Source organism: Arthrobacter sp. MYb229, assembly GCF_002975405.1.
Classification (GTDB): domain Bacteria; phylum Actinomycetota; class Actinomycetes; order Actinomycetales; family Micrococcaceae; genus Glutamicibacter.
In genome coordinates, this window is record NZ_PCPS01000013.1 from 1 (window position 1) to 18,310 (window position 18,310).

Below are 18,310 nucleotides of genomic sequence, written 5' to 3' on the forward strand. Positions count from 1 at the left end.
TCCCATTTTCCCAGTTCAGGTCACCTTTTCATCTTTTAAGTCAGTTAATGACTACCGGCCTTCATGAAATACCCGGGCTAGCACTGCTGCTGCGCTCCGCCGAGCAACGCTTGCATCCAGGGCAGCAAGCCTTCGACTTCGGCGATGTGGAACAAGAACCCCCATCCCTGGACGAAGTCGCTGACTGGACCAAGAACTCCGAACTTCCCGACGTGATTCCTGACCGCGGAAGACCCCGAGCCGGCGCCACGGGCACCGCGAAAGTCGTTGCGTCCCCAGCCACTGAACTGTGGGAAATCCTCACCGCAGCCTACGCACGCCTTGGGTTCGAAGTCCTTGATGACGAGGGGTTTCGCGCCATGGTGCTCGCCAGGCTCATCGAGCCAACATCCAAAGCAGACACCATCAGAGTGCTCGATGACATCTGTGCACCGCACCCGTCCTTGCGGACCCTCTTTCGCAGCCTGCATCGCTGCCACGAAAAGGACTACAAAGACACTCTGGCCAAAGCAATGATCACCTATCGAACCCAGACCGTGGGGCTCGGAGCAATGATCATGTATGACGTCACCACCCTTCACTTTGAGTCGAAAAAGGAAGATGACCTCCGCAAAGTCGGCATGAGCAAAGAACACCGGGTGGACCCGCAAATCCAGGTCGGGCTTCTGGTGGACCCGGCCGGGTTCCCGCTGGAAATGCATATGTTTGCCGGGAACAAGGCCGAGACCACCACGATCGTTCCGGTGGTCCAAGCGTTTCAGGAGCGCCACGGTATCACCGACATGGTGGTCGTCGCTGATGCCGGCATGCTCTCCGCCGCGAATCTGACCGCTTTGGAAGATGCTGGGTTCAAATTCATTGTTGGCTCGCGTATGGCCAAAGCGCCCTATGACCTGCAAGAACATTTCGACACGAAGGGCAACCGGTTCGCCAACGGGCAGATCCTGGAATCGAAGCGCGTCATGGGCACCGGCGCAAAAGGCCGAGAACGCCGAGTGATTTATCAATGGTCTGCGAAGCGTTTCGTCACTGATAATCGGAACATCAATCTCATGGAACGCCGTGCCATGGGCATTGCTGAAGGCACAAGCCAGATGCGTAAAGCACGGTTCGTGAAAACGACCGGGACGAAGCCTGAAGTCGATGAGGCCAGAATTGAACGAGCCCGTATGTTGGCCGGGCTCAAGGGCTACGTGACCAATATTGACCAGTCGGTGATGAAAGGTCAGCAGGTCCTTGATTCGTATCATGACCTCTGGCAGGTTGAAGCGTCATTCCGTATGACCATGAGTGACCTTTCCGCTCGTCCGGTGTTCCATCGGGATGAGGACGCCATCGATGCTCATTTGACCGTGGTGTTCGCTGCGTTGGCGATTGGCCGGCATTTGCAGGAGATCTCTGGGATGAGTTTGAAACGGATTATCACCGACTTGAAGGGCGTTCGTTCGGCGAAAATACAAGTCAATGGTGATTATGTGTTGATCCCTGCTGAAGTTTCTGCCGAGCTTCGAGAGCTATTGAAGAAGCTTCAGCGTGGATAAAAGTACTTACTAAGGCTTTGGCACGAAACAGGTCCGATGCAGCAGCGGTGAAAATGCTGTGGTTGGCGATCTGCAATATCGAGGATAAGCGTGCCCGGGAGCGGTTCAAGGACGCGCAGAAGAAGGGCCGTACCCCGAGGGCTGGCGCTGGTTCGTATCTGGTGGAAGGTGCCGGAACCAGTGGCTGGAAGCAGGCCTTGCAGCAGCTGGCGATGGCGTACCCGGAGCGCATTGAACCTTATTTGAAGTGAGTATTACGAACCCTTGAATAACGGATGTGACTAGGGGCTTACACAAACAAACTGACAGGCTCGCATTCGTCCGGGTGTGGCCGGGTCCCAGTCCGGAAATAGAGCCATCGCCGGAGCAACACTGCGACGAGTTACGCCCCTATTTGGGGCGGACATTATTCTTATCAGGCTACCGTCAGTGGGTGAGCGGATACCGACTGCCTACCGACAAGAACAGACAATTCAGCTCAAAGACGACTTGCGGGTCAGTTACCGATTGGGTCTTCTCGGTGGAGAGCAGGTCTGGTTCTTACCTTGCCACCTGATCCCAGAGCAGTTACTACAAGTTGTCACAGTTACCGATGTCCCGCTACAAAACAATTTTCATTTAAATTCAGGAAACGCGAATCAACTCGATTCCTGTAGCCTGCAAGAGTTCATGGAGCGAGATAAATTCTTGTTGCTCGATATCCGCAGAAAGATAGATTCGACCTAAGTGCAAATCCGCGTTTGCTAAGAGCGCGGCTGCGATAATAGGGCGATAGCAATACTTACGATCAAGAACACCACTAAACATAAATGCATTCGACGATACTTGAAGGTGACCCGACTTCCGCAGGAATCCCTCATTAAATCCAAATGGGAGTATTTCTACCTCAAGACAATCCGCTGGTGGGGAACCACCATTTAGATTAACAAATAATCCATGATCGCCCAACTTCACACGCTTTGGAACTAAGTTAATACCTTGTGGCCTGATCCGAACTGGAGCGCTATCTTCTTCCATCGCGCTGGCCAATTCCGGCGTGATAGATTCAGGAAATACAATAGCGCCACTTGTCCAAGTTCCAAATACGAGATATGCCGCTAAAGCCACGTACTCGGGTGACGAATTCTTAGACACGGTATCGACAATAAATTTACTCGTTGGAGCGAATCCATCGTACTCGCCGAAAGCAGCATCCAATATTGTGGAGGAATTGGATTCGACGTCTTGGGAGATGATCAATTGACGACTCCTTGAGTTTTTCCAAGCACGACTAGCCTAACCGACCTTCTTAAACTACTAAATACCAAGTCGGATTCCTTCTGATTACGAGTTAAAATAATCGTTAAATCCTCTTGAAATCCGTCGTATTTACGCTGAATCCTACTCGTAAAACAGTCCGAACCCATTGCGCTATCCGCTTCGTCAGCCAATCTGCCCTCTGCGAAAATTGCCGAATGCGGAGTCCAATGGATGTTTTCCATTACTCGTCCCAGCGCTTCTATTGCCCATCCTTCTCCCAGGATCGGCTCGACTTGCACATTGTTCTTCAATTCGGAACGTCTGAATTTGCAGCCGTAGCTCAACAGTGTCAATAGGTCTTCGACGGAGGCATTACGCAACAAACTATCACTCTTGATGTTCTTCCCATCAATGCTCACCGTGGAAATAGTGAGATCGCCATCCAAAAAAACACCGTCCAATAACGGAATATTATCGCCGTCGACTCGAACGGAAATCTCCGCATCATTCGCGACCAGGAAAGGCCAGAATAAACCCGATTCCACAATTCCTTCTGAGAAACTCTCGTCATCCTGATTATGCGCAATCACGTCACCTTCAATAAAGTGAGCTTCGTTGGCAGTTGAGTATTCGAGACCGTTCTTTTCAATCACAGATAAGAATGATTCCTGGGATGGAGATCCTTCATCCTCAAATATTCTAACGATTTCTGCAAATAGGTCGCGTTCAAACATACACCCGCGCAATTTCCTCTTGGCGTCGCAAGGTGGCACACCCGATTCTAGGCGACTTCCGTGTGCCCCACCGGCGATTACTAACCTTTTCATTCCACCCAGCTGATCCAGCATTTTTTCAAGGTAGTCCCGTGCAATGAATTTGACTCCCGAAAGTGGCAAAACATAGCGTCCTCGGCAAGAGGCAATTAGGCTCGCAAGGCGTCCGTCATCTACATGGCATAAACGAATACGACTATCTAAAGAAGTGTCAAGATCACCAGCCAAATTCTCAGGAAGAAGAATCTCAAATGACGAGACCGTTTGAAGTCTCAACATCTGTATTAACTCTCGGTTCGTATTGAATTCATCGCTAAATAAGATACTGACGATTGGCAGAGGCCCCTCTTCACTGTGTCGCCAAACTGTCCGATTGCGTGAGATAGTCGCATCGGAAGAATATATTTTCCGATTTACGTTGACAGAATCTGTCGCACTAACATCGTTTTTGAGTGCAATAGCGGTCGGAGGATGCCACATATGATAGATTCTGGCGGTTTTATCTTCAACCCAAACCATACGCAGCCCCATCCGACGGGCTCGTAAAGCAAAATCCATGTCTTCTCGACCATATGTCGTCATCCGTTCGTCTAGCCCCCGCATCTGACGAAAGGCGCTCCGAGAAATAGCCATCATACCGCCTACGCCCCATCTAGGACGTAAGGAAGAGACAGATTCTAGATATTCCCAATCGAGATGTTGGCTTGATAAATCCTCGATGGTTACAGACTCTGGCAGATCACGACATTGCAAGAACATGGCGCTTTTTCCAGAAGCACGCCACCACCGATAAACCGTTTCGAGTGTATTCGGGGCAAATAACATATCCGCATCAGTACTAATATAGAGATCACCTGTTGCTAAAGCGAAGCCTGCATTTAACGCCCGAGATCTAGACCAAACGGGAGCGTCAGTTACTTGCACTAGAGTAAGTTGAAAAAGTTCAGATATCTCCGACGCAATCGACGGATTCGCTGATCCGTAATCTACAAGAATCACTTCACCATTAAGAGGGCCAAATGAAGCCTGGACGCTGCTAACCGCTAATTTGAGCCTTTTAGCACCCCAATCGCGAAAACCAATCACCACGGACAAGTCCATAAGGGGCATTTTAAATTGTCCGTCCTGGTATTATTAGTCGCGTGAATGGGGCAGGATAATTCCATGCTCTGGAAAACAATTCAAGCGACAAAGAAGTAATGGAAACGGCGCTCGTTACCGTAGGTTTCTTCCACTCTACGCACGATATTTCCAGCGTCCCAATTCCAGGACTTAACCTAAATACCTTTCCCAAAGAAGTTGCTTCAGCTTCTAGTTGACTCACATATTCAAAAGAGGAATTTAAACTCGAGGACCAGTTCAATTCTTCGAACTCATGAACGTCCGTTCCTTGCTCGCCGACTCGTTTAACGGTGAAAATATATTGCCTCTCAGTAATCTTGCCACTGAACGAGGAAATAATTCTAGCTTCCGAAACGTCCTGAGGGATATCGAAATGAATGACTGGTTCGTAGTCAAAAGTTTCAAACATTTTTGTTAGTCCTCAATTGCACGAATCACGCGAGCTGGAATTCCGGCCACGACGGTGTTTTTAGGAACAGAATCGACGACTACGGATCCGGCCGCGACAACTGAGCCGGCGCCAATAGTTACTCCGCCTAAGACGACAACACTCGCACCGATCCACACGCCATCTTCAATAACAATATCTTCAGTCTTCCCAGTACCTGCACGATGGCTGGGATCACCCATATGATGCGAATCCGAAATGATCTTCACAAATGGGCCTATCGAAACGCCATCGCCAATTCGAACACGTGAGCGTACGTACGCATCACGGTTTATGAACACACGTGAACCAATCTGCATGGGACCGAGCAGCTCCGTCCCACGCAGAATCCTAGTACGGTCACCGATCACGATGGGGGTTTTTTCGGTGGCCGACAATGTCACGCCGTTTCCGAATCGACAGTGTTCACCCACTGTCACGAAATCGGGGCGTCTGAAAGCAGGACGACCGGCTGGATCTTGCTTATTTTTATGGTCCGTTAGGAAACGGACTGTTCGCTCGAGTTCCCTAACTCGTTCTTCAAGAACTTCTATTGCCGTCTTGTCCTGCACTTCGGCCACTCTAATCTTCTCCGGTCAATTCATAAGCGATGAATCGCCCATAGTGAATAACTAATCAAAGGATAATCTTCTCATACAAAGGAGCATCCCAATCTACTGGCCCGAACGCCTGTTGCGCGTCCTCAATACGACCATTTACCAAGTCCCACCATGCTTGCAGAACACGATCTGGGTCCAATGATTTCAGCCTTTGGAACATATGAATTTGCTGCTCTCGCAGCTGGTGATTTCTCGCTTGCAGAACATATTGAGCTGCTAACTCAAGGTCGTCGAAAATAAACTCTTCCGGCCACAAAGTTTCGATACCCGGCCACCGACGCGCAACTGGCAGGGCACCAGATGCTATACCCTCCGCTAAAGCTACGTGGGAACCTTCCAAATCGGATGTAGAAAGTATTACACCGATTTGCTGGAACCAAGAAGCCATATCACGCCCAGGGGCATCGAAATGAACTGCATTCCGAAGCAACGGGTTAGTTTCTATTCGATGCAAGATGCTTCCCCATTGCTCTGCTTGCAATGGTTGTTTATGCCAGTTGATATGTTCAGAGGGCAAATTACCTCTTACACGTAAGGCGTATCGAAGGTCTTCCATCCGAAGACGTTCAAGTAAATCTATTGCAAGGTCAAGTCGCTTTAAATCCGGGGTTATCCCTACGATCCCTAATGTAAATTCTGCTCCAGTCAGCTTAGGCCGGTGGAAATAGCGAGAATTGATATAGTTTGGTATATACACCATTTTTTCACGAGGCCAGCCAAATTTCTGCACTAGGGCACGACCGACCCACGGCACGATTACCACTCCACCATAATAACGTTCCATGTCAATATTATGTGGAAAATCGACAGTTACTTCATACCTATGGGCGCGAACTATAAGACGCTTCCCTATTTTTGCCCGATCCTGAATCCAGACGTTATTAGGTCTGGCCCATTCGCCAATGATAACGTCCGAATTCGCTAAGATCATCTCTGAACGAGACGCGTCAGGAGGTGCGCCGAGGTGTGTCCATTCGTCGAGCGTAACTCTTGATGCCGAATCTCGAGCCAAGTCTCGACTCAGTTCATCAATAAACGTAAGTTTCGTCCCTAGAATTCCTATTTCAATCGGATGACCTGAAAGTCTTCTAGGTACTAGAATATCCGATATAACTTCATTGTTCTCAGATTCAAAAGCTTCCGATTGGGCCTTATTCGCTTCTTCAGACTGAATTGGAGATCTCTGGCTTGAATCTGCCGATTGATATTTTTCAAATCCCCAGCTGCTCCCCGAAAACCTGAGAGCTTTTGCCCCTTCTCGTAACTTAGACTTTTCAAATTGCCAAATGTCTTCATCCGAAGCCTCCGAGTCGTCGTGCTCAACGGGAATATGCTTAGGCCGCACTATTCGAACATCAGCGCGAAAATGATTCAGTTCTGATTCGATAACTTTCCTCGATAGATCGCTATCAGTCAAGATTATAGTGTCGGCATCAACATTCTGAGCTAGTCCCTTTGCCCACGCCTCGGTGTAACTACCCCACTTCGGATAAGAGGTTGGAATAACAATAAGAGCAAAGACGCACTCGGAGATAGTCGAAAACTCATTTCTCGCAGCTTTAAGTGACATTATTCCGTCACAGAAAACTACACAACGACCGCGCTTAGGAAGTTGGGGAGATTTTCCCTCCAGCTCTTGCGTCTGTAGCATCATTATTTCGCAGGAATTATCAGCCAAAGCTTTAAAGAGAGAAACTTTAAAACGATCTAAGTTTGAACTATGGAGTTTATTCTCCATATAAACAAACATTGAATATTTTGATACTTGCTGATTCAGCATAATTCACCCTCAAAAATGGCATTTATGCCAACAATTTTACAAAGTTCTCGGATGAAATTCGCTTCCGTTTCCGTAGTAGATGGTACACATATGGCTTCTGCTAAAAATTCTTCGGCAAAAAGAACTCCAACAGCAGCCACAAGGCGGGAACGTGAATCATACTTCTCATGCAGCCATGCGTTAGAGGCGACGATAGCTTCTTTGACTCCCCAGAGAACCCCACTGCAACGCTCACTGGGAATAAGTGAGAGAGTAGTTACGTCCCGGCCTGGCGTATTCGCAGTAAACGACCCTTCAAGATTGATTTTTAGGGTTGTAGCTTTGATCGTAGTGTCTGACTCATCAGATTCCACGGACCCTAAGTTCTGGCCCATTGTCGGATTTATCCCAATTCCCAGAAGTGACTGCACTCGCTCGACAGTACCTTTCGGAACCTCACCTATGGTCTCAATGCGGTCCATTTCCCTGTTCCCAAAGAGTAGAGCTCCAGCGACGAGAACTTTAAGAGGAGTCAGCCCAACTGGTGTCGCATCAAACGATAAAGATTCAAGCTTTGGAGCTAGTTCTTGGTCCTCCCGAACCGCCAGAAGATTAAATCCACCCGATCCTTTGACCGAAATATTCTTAATTAGCAATTTTCGTTACCCTTCAAGCAGTCTTATTCATGGCGTCGCTATGTAATTCGTTTTGTGTCATTTCGCGTACCTTGTCAGATGTTCCGTTCACGAAAACTCTGCAGTCAAGAACTCCATCGCCGAATAACGCATTTCTGATTCCTTCTGCGGCGTCAAGTGAATGCAGGGGAATTATGCCACCCATAACTTCTGTACCGTTTTCAGTAGTGCTGAATCTTTGCTTAGTGACAGATTTCTGTTCGTCAGTCCAGGCTGGAGCTGGTCCGACAGCCAGTACCACAACTTCGGCGTTGTCAAAAAATCCATCTTTACGATTGTGAATGGATGCTAAAGCATACTCAGTGATCAAATCTTGCGGAGATTTCTTAGAATTTGGTTTGGCAAGCTCAATACCGTTGAGTATTTTTTCAATCTCAGAATTTTCCCGCAGTCTAACACTGACTCGATTCGTTTTCGCGCCCGCCCCGCAGCTAGCAAAGAATTCTGCCCAGTTCATCTCCGCCGCATCTAATACTTCGAGTCGCTGGAAACTTTCCTTCAATTCAGGATCTTCATTGGCGATCACGACGAAGCCGCTTCTTTTGACTAAATGATCCGGTAAGAAACCAAGATATTTGGTTTCCCAATTGGTTTTGTCAACCGGTCCCCAGTCTCTGCGGGCTGCTTTTGAAAGTTCCTGAATACTTTGCTGTGTGAAGGCCCGCTTCAGGAAGCTAAGGTTCATTTGGGCAACGTATTTCTGACCTTGCCCACCCTGATCAGTAATTCGCCCACTGTGAACACGACGCAGAAGGCAGAAAACACCACTGTGCTTAAAACGAACTCCTGATCTCAACATCCTAAATGTGATGTTGTTGTCTACAGCACTCTCAATTCCTTCGTCATACTGAAAAGTCTGCAACAGTTCTGTACGAACAAGCCATGTTGAATGCCCTGGCGCGAAGCCGCTCATGAGAGCTGCGGCATACCCGTAATTTCGTCCGTGGTGAAGTTGCAATTCACCAGTTTCGTCATCGAAATTCATGAATGCCCCATAGATGAAGTCCACTGAATCATCGACAAATTTTAATTGTTCTTCCAAGCGGTTGGGCAGCATAATGTCGTCGTCGTCGTGAACCGCAGTCCATTGACCTCGCGACTTTTGTGCGCCTATATTCCGTGCAGCCGAAATGCCCTCGCCTTTGCCTCGTACATATACAACTCTAGGGTCATCGATACCCTTAACAACTAGTTCCGTATTATCCGTAGAGCCATCGTCAACAACTACTAATTCGAAGTCTTTAAAAGTCTGATTAAGCACGGAATGAATTCCAACTTTAAGTAATTCACTGCGGTTTCTGGTCGCGATGACCACGCTCACCAAAGGTGTTTCTGGTAACATTGTGGTCTATTTCCCTTCAGAAATTTTCTTGGCGCTAGCTGAAATTATCTCGATAAAATTCAATTTTGGGTCTAGACTAAGGTCTTTGACTGTGAGCCGAATCTGGTCAGGAAAGGGAGCTTCACCGTTTCGAGCCCAACGTGCTATAACAAAGTCGAGTTTGTCGCCTACGCTGGTGCGTTCTTGTTCTGTCCCGACGACAACGGTTGATAGCCCACCACCAGCATATTGAAATTTAGCGTCCAGTCCTTGTGAGAAATACATGGAACATTTTCTTGAAAATTTCTCGATCTGCGATTGCTCTGGTAGAAGAACAAAGTCTCTATCAGATCCTTCTGGCACGTGAACAAACAGCTCGAGCGGTAATGTGTTGGGGGAAACGTCAAAGGTATAGCTTCTACTGTCCAAAGCGCTAATTTTTCCGAAATAGCTCATTACTTACAACTTTCTGTACGGCATGGGTCATTCGCCTAGATGTCGGGATGACATAATTCAATTCTGGTCGACGAATACTGGCCCTGCTATAAGAGTCCGAGTATCTTCATGAGAACTGTGCATCATTCAACTCATTTACTTAGTTACATTGTCACCGTAGAACCAATGCTTGAGTTGATCCAACGACCATGCAGAACTCTAACGATGACATGCTATCAGGTGGAAAGCTCAGTTACACGAAGCTTTTCGCCAGCGGTGACTTCATACTTTTACCACTTTCATTTGTAAACAGGTTTACTTTTCACGATTGCGCGTCTGTAAGGATCGAGACCGGGAACCTGATGCTTCGACCCTCCATCGCCAGCAGCTGCAACGCGTGCTTCCAGCCACTGGTGCAAGAGCCCTCCTGAAGGTGTGCACCCGATCCCTCTATCGGATTCGTTACTTCCTTAAATGGTTCTGAAACCGCTCCTGGGCCCGCTTATCCACGATATTGCAGATCCACAACCACGGCATCTTCACCGCCGCGGTGTCCAATTGGAAATAACAAAGAGTCGTCGTGACCTGGCGAATTTAGTAGTTCATCGACTCAAGCGCGTTCATGTACATGACGTGCAAAGAATCTTAGGAAATTCAAATATCATCGTGAACCGCTCCCGTTCGTTATGCCACGTCGCCGCTGCAGAAGGGTACTTCTATTCCAGCGTATTGACCTCGAAATCATCACTGGTCGTCAGTGAGGATTCGACGCTGGGAGCGACGCAAACAGTTTTGAACCGCGCGCTGACCGCTTGACGGCAAGTGTAGGAAACGAACCCAGTTGCCGCACGGACCAGGTGCACCACGCATGTTTGCACAGTAGCCCGTGTTCAGATCGATTCAATTAATGCAAGTAACTGCCTCGCCATGGTATGTACCGAGCGCGTACTGTGCATCTGGGTGACCGAGAGCGACGGAGCTAGGTTTTGGGCGCAAGTCTTCCCCCTCTGGCCAGCCGAACTGCGATTGCTGTCATCATCGCTGGCTGTGATGGGCGGACCGAGTTGGCCATATGCACGGTTTTATTCCGTGCCAGTTCCCTACAAAACTTCTGTTCCTGTCAAGCGGCGGTCAGAGCCTCTGTGTGTGAACTGAGAATGCGGTATTATCGCCGGGCGAGATAGCACTTGATGCACCGTCAAATTTCCTTGGTGCTGCGTCCTTCAGCCACGCGTTTCTGCACATATCCACGGGTTTTCTTAACATAGGTCATACCGTGATTGCGACTATGCGCAGGGCGCTGCGCAGGTTCCTGTCACTGCCTAGGTTGAGCCGGTGACTGGTGGTGTTCACTGATGAGGCGCGGATTGGGTTGCCCGTTATGTTGTTGACAGCCCCTAAAAGAGGATCATAGGGACTGTTGGCCGACCAATCACGGCATGGTGTCTTGCCCCCTGCTTATCCAATAGTCCGGAGGTGTTGCCACCGAGAATGGGATAGCAGCAGGGTGATTGACTCTTCTATATTTGTGAAGCGGCCCGTTGCTCTTCGGGTGTTGCACCTGAAACGGTTAGGATCCTGAAGACGAGGCCGGCGAGATAGCGTTTAATGCACCGTCGAGTTTCCGTGTCAGATTTCCCCTGTGTACGACGCTTCTCAACATATTCACGAGTTTCCTCGTCATAAGTCATTCGCGTAATCGCTGCCATATGCAAATTGGAATTCAGCGATCTGTTGCCTCCGCTATTGAGCCTATGCCGACTCGTATTGCCTGATGAAGCGGGGGTGGGATTTACTCCTGCCGAGCTAGCAAATGCAGCTTAGTTACGGACGCGGCCTTCGCGCGATCAAGCCACGAAGCAATTCGCCGCAGTAATCGCCTTGAAGCCAACCTCTTTAAGCAACGGAGCCGCCTCGCTAACACCCACCAGCTCGTCCAGACGCTTCTCGTTAGCAAATAACTGCTGATCCTAGTCCAAAATTCGCTTCGCCAGACGCACGGCTTCGGACCGTGCAATGGATGCTGAGAGTTCTACTTCGCGTTCCCTCCATCGACTGATGTCATTGATCTGACTACCCGTCAGCTTCTTGCGGGCATCGATACCCAGGTCATTGCTACGTACCTAAGCGTTCAACGCATTCACAGACCGCGTGCGGTCTTTCGCCATTGAACTGCGCGCTGTCCTACGTGCTGGAGTGGATTTGCTGTGTGGCGTTGGTACCGTTCCAGCCTGACACTGTGAGACTTGGTGCAGCTGGTCTGGGACTGGCTGGCAGGATAGGGACTGGCCGTCCCGCCTCGTGATTGTGACTCACCTGACACGTGACCCATTGGTGTCTATCCTACGACTTGTCCAATCATGGGGCGGTCGGCCGGGCGCGTCCGGCCCACCTCGGTGACTTGATCAGAAGGTTGTCCGCCTCAGCGCGTGGCTCATCACAATGTTGTTCCGAAGTGACCTCTACCCGGACTGGTACCGGCCGACAGCGGCCATGCCCATATCCGTGAAGAGGAAAGTAACAATGACCGCCATGTCTATCGTCGCGCATTCACATGCGTTTGTCGTTGGTGTCGATACCCACGCACGCAACCACGTTTACGCCATCATCACCGTCACGACCGGTGAACTCGTCGATACCCGGGACTTCCCCACGACCGGCGCCGGCATCAACCGAGCCATCGCGTGGGTGGCACGCCGCACGGGTGCCGACCTCGCCACGCTCTGGGTGATCGAGGGCGCGGCCTCCTACGTGTCCATACTCGCCGGAACCGTGGCAACCAAGGGATACCCGGTTGTCGAGGCAGCACGGATGGACGCCAAGTCCCACCACGGCGTAGGCAAATCCGACGAGCTCGATGCCCAACGAATCGCCCGGGCCGTGTTCCCGCTGAAGGAGAAGAAACTGCGCCGGCCGCGGCTGATTGAAGGCGTCCGTGCTGCCCTGAGGGTCTTGGTATCTGCACGTGATTCCATGACCGGTGAGCGGACCCGTGCCGCGAACGGGCTGACCGCCCTGGTGCGCGTCAATGAGCTCGGCCTGGACGCCCGCAAGGCCCTGACCGGAGCGCAGATTGCCGAAGTGCCCCGGTGGCGTGAACAGGACGAGGAACTGGCGCTCTCCGTGGTCCGCACCGAGGCGGTCCGGCTGGCCAAGCGGATCGGTGACCTCGACAAAGATGTGGCTGGCAACACCCAGCAGATCACCGACCTGGTCAAGTTCAGCGAAGCGGCACCGCTCCTGGAGGTGAAGGGCTTCGGCGCCATCACAGCCGCCGCATGCCTGACCGTCTGGTCCCACCAGGGGCGAGTGCATTCGGAAGCCGCTTACGCCTCCCTCGCCGGGGTGAACCCGATCCCGGCCTCATCGGGGAACACCGTCCGCCACCGGCTCAATCGCGGCGGAGACCGGGCTCTGAACAGCGCGCTTCACATGGTCGCTATCACGCGGATGACCCACGACGAGGAAACCCGCGAATACGTGCAGAAACGGGAAGCGGAAGGACTTAGCACCAAGCAAATCCGACGATGCATCAAACGCTATCTCGCCCGGCGCGTCTACCGCATTTTCAACTCACAAGCGGAGGCTTTGATCGCCGGTTGGCAGACATAGAAGGGTCGTAGGGGCCCAGGGCGTTCACGCCAGCATAGAAACTTGAACTCGTTGCTGGCTGCGACGTAGCCATTACCCGCCAAATAGGCATCGACTACCTGCGCGAGAACGGACTCCACTCCTCGCAGATGGTAGGATTTCGCAAACTGCGCGACGTTGGAGTTCTGGAATGGAAAAGCCTCGGCCCCCCTCATTGAAAAACTCACCCCGGAACAAGCCGAGATCGCTCGACTTCGCCGCCAGTTGGAGGTGAGTGAGGACCAGCGAAGTAGTCTGAAGAAGCACTAGACATCAGAGGAAAATTCTCGGCGTTCTTCGAGAATGCCATCAACGAATCGCCGGACGAGCCGAACTCAAAGTAGAAATGAAAAAGGCCTACCGCCAGCTGCTGACTATCAAGTTCCCGTCGCGGAAAGCGGCCAATTTGCTCGGGCTTTCACGGCGCTTCGATTTTTTACCGTGGTGACCCTGAAAAAGAAACAAGGCTCGCAGTCTCTCTTGCGAATATGGGTGTTGCCTCGAACAATTCATATGCAAGGAACTGCGAACGGTGTTTGAGAATACCGGTAGAATCGATGCTGCGTCCACGCTTTTGAACCTCACTGACTACCTCGCCATCAACGGTCCAACATCTTGACGGTCGGGAAGTTCTTGTCGGGCCCATTGACACCGAAGCAGCTTGCCCTTCCAGCGGCGTGCTCACCACCCGTATCCCAGCCAGGCCGGTGCATCGGGTCAAGGATCTGCAGGTCTTGGTACGCAAGCGCCGCGTGGCCTGCCAATAATCAGTGTGCCCCCGACGCTTATTCGTGCAAAGCACTGAACAAACACCATTCCGGGCCAAGCTCACCATGCGTCTCTCCCAATCGCTCTTCGGCCAGATGAACCATGAACTACGAGGCGTCTCTAACGTCGCGGCAGCGTACGCAGTGTCATGGCCAACCGTGATGCCCCGGCACAATAACGCCGGAGAGCTGATCGGCGATGTGGACCGGTGCTCATCCACCGCCTCAGCATTGACGAACACCGCTTTCGGAAGGTCCGCTACACCCGTGGAAGGACCGGGAAATTGCTCCGGATCGAGCAGTGGTCCATCGTGTTCACCGACCTAGATACCGGAAGAATCCTGAATAGCGTGGACGGACGCCGCCGTGCCGCATTGAAGAAATGTCTGAAAACCGACTCAGATATTGGCGCCAACGCGACCAGCATGTGGAGATCGATATGCCCTCAGGATTCTGCGGGGCCTTGCGGCAGAATGTCCTCAAGGCGAAGGCCATCATGGACCAATTCCACGTGATCCAACGGGCGAATCTGATGATCGCGCAAGTTCGTCGGCGCCGCTCCGACAAGGTCCACGAACGCCATGGCAAAGCCAGCGACCCGGCAGACAAGTACCGGAAACTACTTATCTGCACCCTCGAAAACCTCCCGATCAATCTAGGGGAATGGCTGCAGCTGATCTTGGAAAGGGATCCCGAACTCGGGGTCGTCTATGCGATCAAGTAGCATGTGAGGGAACTACTGAAAACCGCGGATATTCATGAGTTTCAGTCACGATGGGCGGTGCTGGAGAAGTCCAAGAAATCATCGAAAATGAGAGTAGCGAATCTTTTGCTCCGCAGGCTCACCGCCTGGCAGCGCGAGCGGCTAGTCTTCGTGAGAGCAGGCTGAGCAACGCCCGGAGCGAGGTAGCGAATCTGACGGCGAAGAACCTGAAGCGCATCGGCGGGGCTATCGGAGCCATGCGCATCACCGGTTTCGGATATTGTTATACACGGCGGGCTTACCGCCGTGCTGAACATCCTACGCCATGCTTAACTTTTAAGAGCCAATATAGGTGGTCAGCTCGTCCGTCGAGAGCTCCGCCAGCCGGAATGCCCGCCTGTAGCAGAAATTCTCGGCGACACGCATGTTGTCCAAGATCGAGCATTCAACAAGCCCACGTTCGGTGGACAGGTAAATGCGATACTGTTCAAGGTTCCGTGAAATCGGATCCAAACCTGGGATCGCTCGAAGCACCACACCGGTCTGGTGCAAATACGAGATCGGAACCGAAAAATTTGCGAGAGCCACAAACGTCGTTCGGTGTCCGGCGCGCCGGGCCGCGACCGACCGATCCACGCAGGCATCGTCCAGGACGCTGGCAGCCAGACCGTGCTCCTGCGCCCAACGATCCAGCGCTGCGAGTTGACGTAGCCGCCACCGAACCGAATCCGATGCATAACCGCGACCTTCTAAAAGCTACCGAAATCCGTCTGCACACTTGGAGAGCGGACCGGATTCCCTTGCCTTCTGTCACTTGTTCTTTAGTGCCTTTTCGGAACAAATGACCGTACAGAGTCAGCATGAAACGCCAACGAGATTATGCATTGCGATTCAGACTGCGGCAGCTCGCTGAGCACCAAGAATCCGCTTAGACAGGTTCAGCTCGGCATTATCGTGTCCCCAGCAGAATCGAAATTATCCCGAATTAGGAACAACTCCGAGTCGCTTTTCAAGGCCATGAAGTATGGTCCAACGCTCCCCGAACGGTTCGCATCGTTAGGGTTGCTAGGGGGTATGAACGAATACGTACAGTGGTCTAACCTTGCCCATCAGCATTCGGGTATTGGTCTGCAAGCTCCGTCAAACGTTCATTACGGGCTTGCTGATTCGATGGCCGTGATGTGTTCACAGACCCTGGCTTTGGCTGGTGCGCAGGATCCTGAACAATGTAGCACCGCTAATGATCCGAGCCTGCTTGCGTTGCCGGCAGCTGTGTGGATTAATAATCCGCAAGGCAAGGCAGTTCAAGCGGTATGAGACGTCGTTGATCCTGTGTTGGTACCGTTTGACTTGAAAATTCGGCAGCTTCATCCACACCATGTGGTTCCATTGCTCGATTGTCGAAGGCGTGGCTGCAGTTCGAAGTTTACAGTCCTGCTACCAATTTCTCGTCTATTTAAAACGTTGGGTGATTCTTAGAGTCTTCCTTGCAATGTCCACCAATGCGACCTTCCTACAGATCGCTGATTCGATATGAGCATGTCGTCGGAATCGAAGAGCCAACTACGATTCCAGCTACGAATTATCTTTTGCTCTTCATCTCGGTCCGCATCGTCAAGTACAAGCAAAGCTTCATCATTCAATAAATTCGCTAGCATTGGCAGGGCTGGGAATCGCGATCTGGGGCCAGAGTCACCTGGCGGACCGTCCACGATCAAGATGTCAATTTTCTGCGTGCCCAAGGCATCTTCAATGACCGCTCGGTCATACCACCTGAAATTATCACGTTCAATACGACGAGCTTCCAACGGTGCGAGAATTACATCGGCATAGTCGGTCAGCCCCAGTCGCAAAAGATCCTGTTTCGTTTGCTGAGCATAGTTTTCATCATGCTCCACAGAGATTATCCGACCAGTACCGTGCCGTTTTAGAGCGAGGGCCAACCATGAAGTTGAAATCCCGCTACCCAATTCCACAATCGTCGGTGACTCCGGGCCATCGTGGAGAATGTAGTCTGCAATTGCTGCGATAACTTGATATTGGATGGACCACCCTCCGACAACAGGCATGAATCTGTTCGGGGCAAGCTCAGCTGATAGGTATTGAAACGATGAAACTTCTGCAGCTCCTTCCATCGTCGAACGCCTTAGTCTGGTATTCCAACCTTGATTAAATTTAATCAATCTATTTAATTCTTCTTTAATGCTTTCATAGTTACTGTTTATTTGATCATCGCTCATTGGTTGCTCAATTCTTTTAAATACTTTCAATTTTCGTAGACGTAAAAATTTACCGCCTACAGCGAACAGCTTTTTAAATCGTGGTCACTTGCAATACTTCACCTCAACATATGAAATCTTGTTTCACATTAATCTCTAATAAGAAAGATGATTTTCAAGAATCAACTCTTTGGCAAATTTGAAAGTCTTCTCGGAACCGAGAGCGTATATTCCGTAGTATTTCGATGTGTGGAATCAGAACTAATTTTATATTGTCGATGCAAATCCTTCGCGGGCAATGAGGAAATTATCGGCAAGTTATTATTCAAAGAAATCCGGAAGGACATGATTTTCTACCCCTATACGACAGAATTACGTTATATGCACCCGTGCGACCCACTGGTCAGGAGACAGAATTCGCCCCGAACCATTTGTGATAAATAGCACTAATCACCTTACATAGGTAATCTTACCTGTTTCGACCCATTGCTCGAAGCGACGAAACCTTTATGGTGTGGTGGATCTACTATGAATCGTTAGAACCATTCAAACCTGCCGGCAAGATTGATACTTGTGCTGAATCAGCGTGTCGCTAACCGTAGCTGATGTCCTCACGTGGCATTCCTCTGTGTGATCAGTCCGCTACTACAAGTCCTAAATAAGTGCACCTACTAGATGGACATGGCTTCATAGCTGCCCAATGCAAACAGTCTCGTTGCCGCCTTGCCTATCCAATTATCAAACCTGCCCAGAAGGTAATTAAGCGAGGCAAGCAGGGGATGGTCACGCCAAAGGGCTGAATAAAACACACAAGTCATCACCGGGATTTATACAGACACTTACCCGTTATGTTGTTGACAGCTCCTGAACACCGAGGAACATAGGAGCTGCCGGCCGACCAATCTCGGCATGGTGTCTTGCCCCTGCTAATCCAATAGTCCGGGGGGGATTGCCACCGAGATTGGGATGGCAACAGGGTGATTGCTGAAGGCGGAGAACTTCCTTAGATTGTTGTGATTCTCGCCTCGGGTGAAGGCTCTGCACGCGACAAAAAAGGAA

Annotated in this window: 14 protein-coding genes and 4 pseudogenes; 6 read left to right on the forward strand and 12 right to left on the reverse strand. The window is 50.7% G+C overall.

What is annotated here, in order from left to right:
• Both CQ019_RS17965 and CQ019_RS17970 read left to right on the forward strand, forming a co-directional pair.
• Positions 1–1,541 (forward strand): IS1634 family transposase (locus CQ019_RS17965; protein WP_146113397.1); only part of this gene is annotated, 1,541 nt, incomplete at its 5' end.
• A 32-nt stretch (positions 1,542–1,573) separates the two neighbouring features.
• Positions 1,574–1,792, forward strand: a pseudogene (locus CQ019_RS17970) (IS256 family transposase); the annotation flags it as partial.
• A 373-nt stretch (positions 1,793–2,165) separates the two neighbouring features.
• On the opposite strand, the gene CQ019_RS17975 reads toward CQ019_RS17970, so the two are convergent.
• The 10 genes and pseudogenes from CQ019_RS17975 to CQ019_RS18840 all read right to left on the reverse strand — a co-directional run.
• The gene (locus CQ019_RS17975) at positions 2,166–2,780 is read right to left on the reverse strand and encodes a hypothetical protein (RefSeq protein WP_105570307.1); all 615 of its coding nucleotides are present in this window, start codon (positions 2,778–2,780) and stop codon (positions 2,166–2,168) included.
• The gene (locus CQ019_RS17980) at positions 2,777–4,654 is read right to left on the reverse strand and encodes a glycosyltransferase family 2 protein (RefSeq protein WP_181148616.1); all 1,878 of its coding nucleotides are present in this window, start codon (positions 4,652–4,654) and stop codon (positions 2,777–2,779) included. The genes CQ019_RS17975 and CQ019_RS17980 overlap by 4 nt, the downstream gene beginning before the upstream one ends.
• 10 nt (positions 4,655–4,664) lie before the next feature.
• Complete coding sequence (locus tag CQ019_RS18360; protein WP_146113398.1) at positions 4,665–5,084, reverse strand: hypothetical protein; 420 nt, start codon at positions 5,082–5,084, stop codon at positions 4,665–4,667.
• Positions 5,085–5,089: 5 nt separating this feature from the next.
• Positions 5,090–5,683, reverse strand: a complete 594-nt coding sequence (locus CQ019_RS18835; protein ID WP_146113629.1) for a DapH/DapD/GlmU-related protein — start codon at positions 5,681–5,683, stop codon at positions 5,090–5,092.
• 55 nt (positions 5,684–5,738) lie between these two features.
• On the reverse strand, positions 5,739–7,502 hold the full coding sequence (locus tag CQ019_RS18365; RefSeq protein WP_146113399.1) for a glycosyltransferase family 4 protein: 1,764 nt from the start codon (positions 7,500–7,502) through the stop codon (positions 5,739–5,741).
• Positions 7,496–8,137, reverse strand: a complete 642-nt coding sequence (locus CQ019_RS18370) for a hypothetical protein (protein WP_146113400.1) — start codon at positions 8,135–8,137, stop codon at positions 7,496–7,498. Before CQ019_RS18370 ends, CQ019_RS18365 begins: the two co-directional genes overlap by 7 nt.
• 13 nt (positions 8,138–8,150) lie before the next feature.
• The gene (locus tag CQ019_RS17995) at positions 8,151–9,518 is read right to left on the reverse strand and encodes a glycosyltransferase family 2 protein (RefSeq protein ID WP_105570310.1); all 1,368 of its coding nucleotides are present in this window, start codon (positions 9,516–9,518) and stop codon (positions 8,151–8,153) included.
• A 6-nt stretch (positions 9,519–9,524) separates the two neighbouring features.
• On the reverse strand, positions 9,525–9,953 hold the full coding sequence (locus CQ019_RS18375; protein ID WP_146113401.1) for a hypothetical protein: 429 nt from the start codon (positions 9,951–9,953) through the stop codon (positions 9,525–9,527).
• Positions 9,954–10,648: 695 nt separating this feature from the next.
• Positions 10,649–10,810, reverse strand: a complete 162-nt coding sequence (locus tag CQ019_RS18970; RefSeq protein ID WP_146113402.1) for a transposase — start codon at positions 10,808–10,810, stop codon at positions 10,649–10,651.
• 642 nt (positions 10,811–11,452) lie between these two features.
• Positions 11,453–12,115, reverse strand: a pseudogene (locus CQ019_RS18840) (transposase); the annotation flags it as partial.
• A gap of 340 nt (positions 12,116–12,455) precedes the next feature.
• Here CQ019_RS18840 and CQ019_RS18010 point away from each other — a divergent pair.
• The 3 genes and pseudogenes from CQ019_RS18010 (at position 12,456) to CQ019_RS18015 (ending at position 15,345) form a co-directional block, all read left to right on the forward strand.
• A complete protein-coding gene (locus CQ019_RS18010; protein ID WP_105570312.1) occupies positions 12,456–13,544 on the forward strand; it encodes an IS110 family transposase in 1,089 nt (362 codons plus the stop codon).
• Positions 13,545–13,582: 38 nt separating this feature from the next.
• Positions 13,583–13,986 (forward strand): annotated as a pseudogene (locus tag CQ019_RS18845) (IS3 family transposase); the annotation flags it as partial.
• 108 nt (positions 13,987–14,094) lie between these two features.
• A pseudogene (locus CQ019_RS18015) lies at positions 14,095–15,345 on the forward strand (ISL3 family transposase).
• Positions 15,346–15,368: 23 nt separating this feature from the next.
• On the opposite strand, the gene CQ019_RS18020 reads toward CQ019_RS18015, so the two are convergent.
• A complete protein-coding gene (locus CQ019_RS18020; protein WP_146113403.1) occupies positions 15,369–15,668 on the reverse strand; it encodes a hypothetical protein in 300 nt (99 codons plus the stop codon).
• 438 nt (positions 15,669–16,106) lie between these two features.
• On the opposite strand from CQ019_RS18020, the gene CQ019_RS18385 reads away from it, so the two are divergent.
• Positions 16,107–16,349 (forward strand): hypothetical protein, encoded by a 243-nt coding sequence (locus CQ019_RS18385; protein ID WP_146113404.1) that lies wholly within the window; start codon positions 16,107–16,109, stop codon positions 16,347–16,349.
• 158 nt (positions 16,350–16,507) lie between these two features.
• On the opposite strand, the gene CQ019_RS18030 is transcribed toward CQ019_RS18385, so the two are convergent.
• On the reverse strand, positions 16,508–17,272 hold the full coding sequence (locus CQ019_RS18030; protein WP_105570315.1) for a class I SAM-dependent methyltransferase: 765 nt from the start codon (positions 17,270–17,272) through the stop codon (positions 16,508–16,510).
• Positions 17,273–18,310: the final 1,038 nt, after the last annotated feature.

What these genes read in the sequence shown, in the direction of transcription:
- CQ019_RS18365 (WP_146113399.1), bottom strand. Translation starts at nt 7,502, where the DNA reads ATGCTGAATCAGCAAGTATCAAAATATTCAATGTTTGTTTATATGGAG.
- CQ019_RS18385 (WP_146113404.1), top strand. Translation starts at nt 16,107, where the DNA reads ATGAACGAATACGTACAGTGGTCTAACCTTGCCCATCAGCATTCGGGT.
- CQ019_RS18030 (WP_105570315.1), bottom strand. Translation starts at nt 17,272, where the DNA reads ATGAGCGATGATCAAATAAACAGTAACTATGAAAGCATTAAAGAAGAA.
- CQ019_RS18010 (WP_105570312.1), top strand. Translation starts at nt 12,456, where the DNA reads ATGACCGCCATGTCTATCGTCGCGCATTCACATGCGTTTGTCGTTGGT.
- CQ019_RS17980 (WP_181148616.1), bottom strand. Translation starts at nt 4,654, where the DNA reads ATGGACTTGTCCGTGGTGATTGGTTTTCGCGATTGGGGTGCTAAAAGG.
- CQ019_RS17995 (WP_105570310.1), bottom strand. Translation starts at nt 9,518, where the DNA reads ATGTTACCAGAAACACCTTTGGTGAGCGTGGTCATCGCGACCAGAAAC.
- CQ019_RS18360 (WP_146113398.1), bottom strand. Translation starts at nt 5,084, where the DNA reads ATGTTTGAAACTTTTGACTACGAACCAGTCATTCATTTCGATATCCCT.
- CQ019_RS18375 (WP_146113401.1), bottom strand. Translation starts at nt 9,953, where the DNA reads ATGAGCTATTTCGGAAAAATTAGCGCTTTGGACAGTAGAAGCTATACC.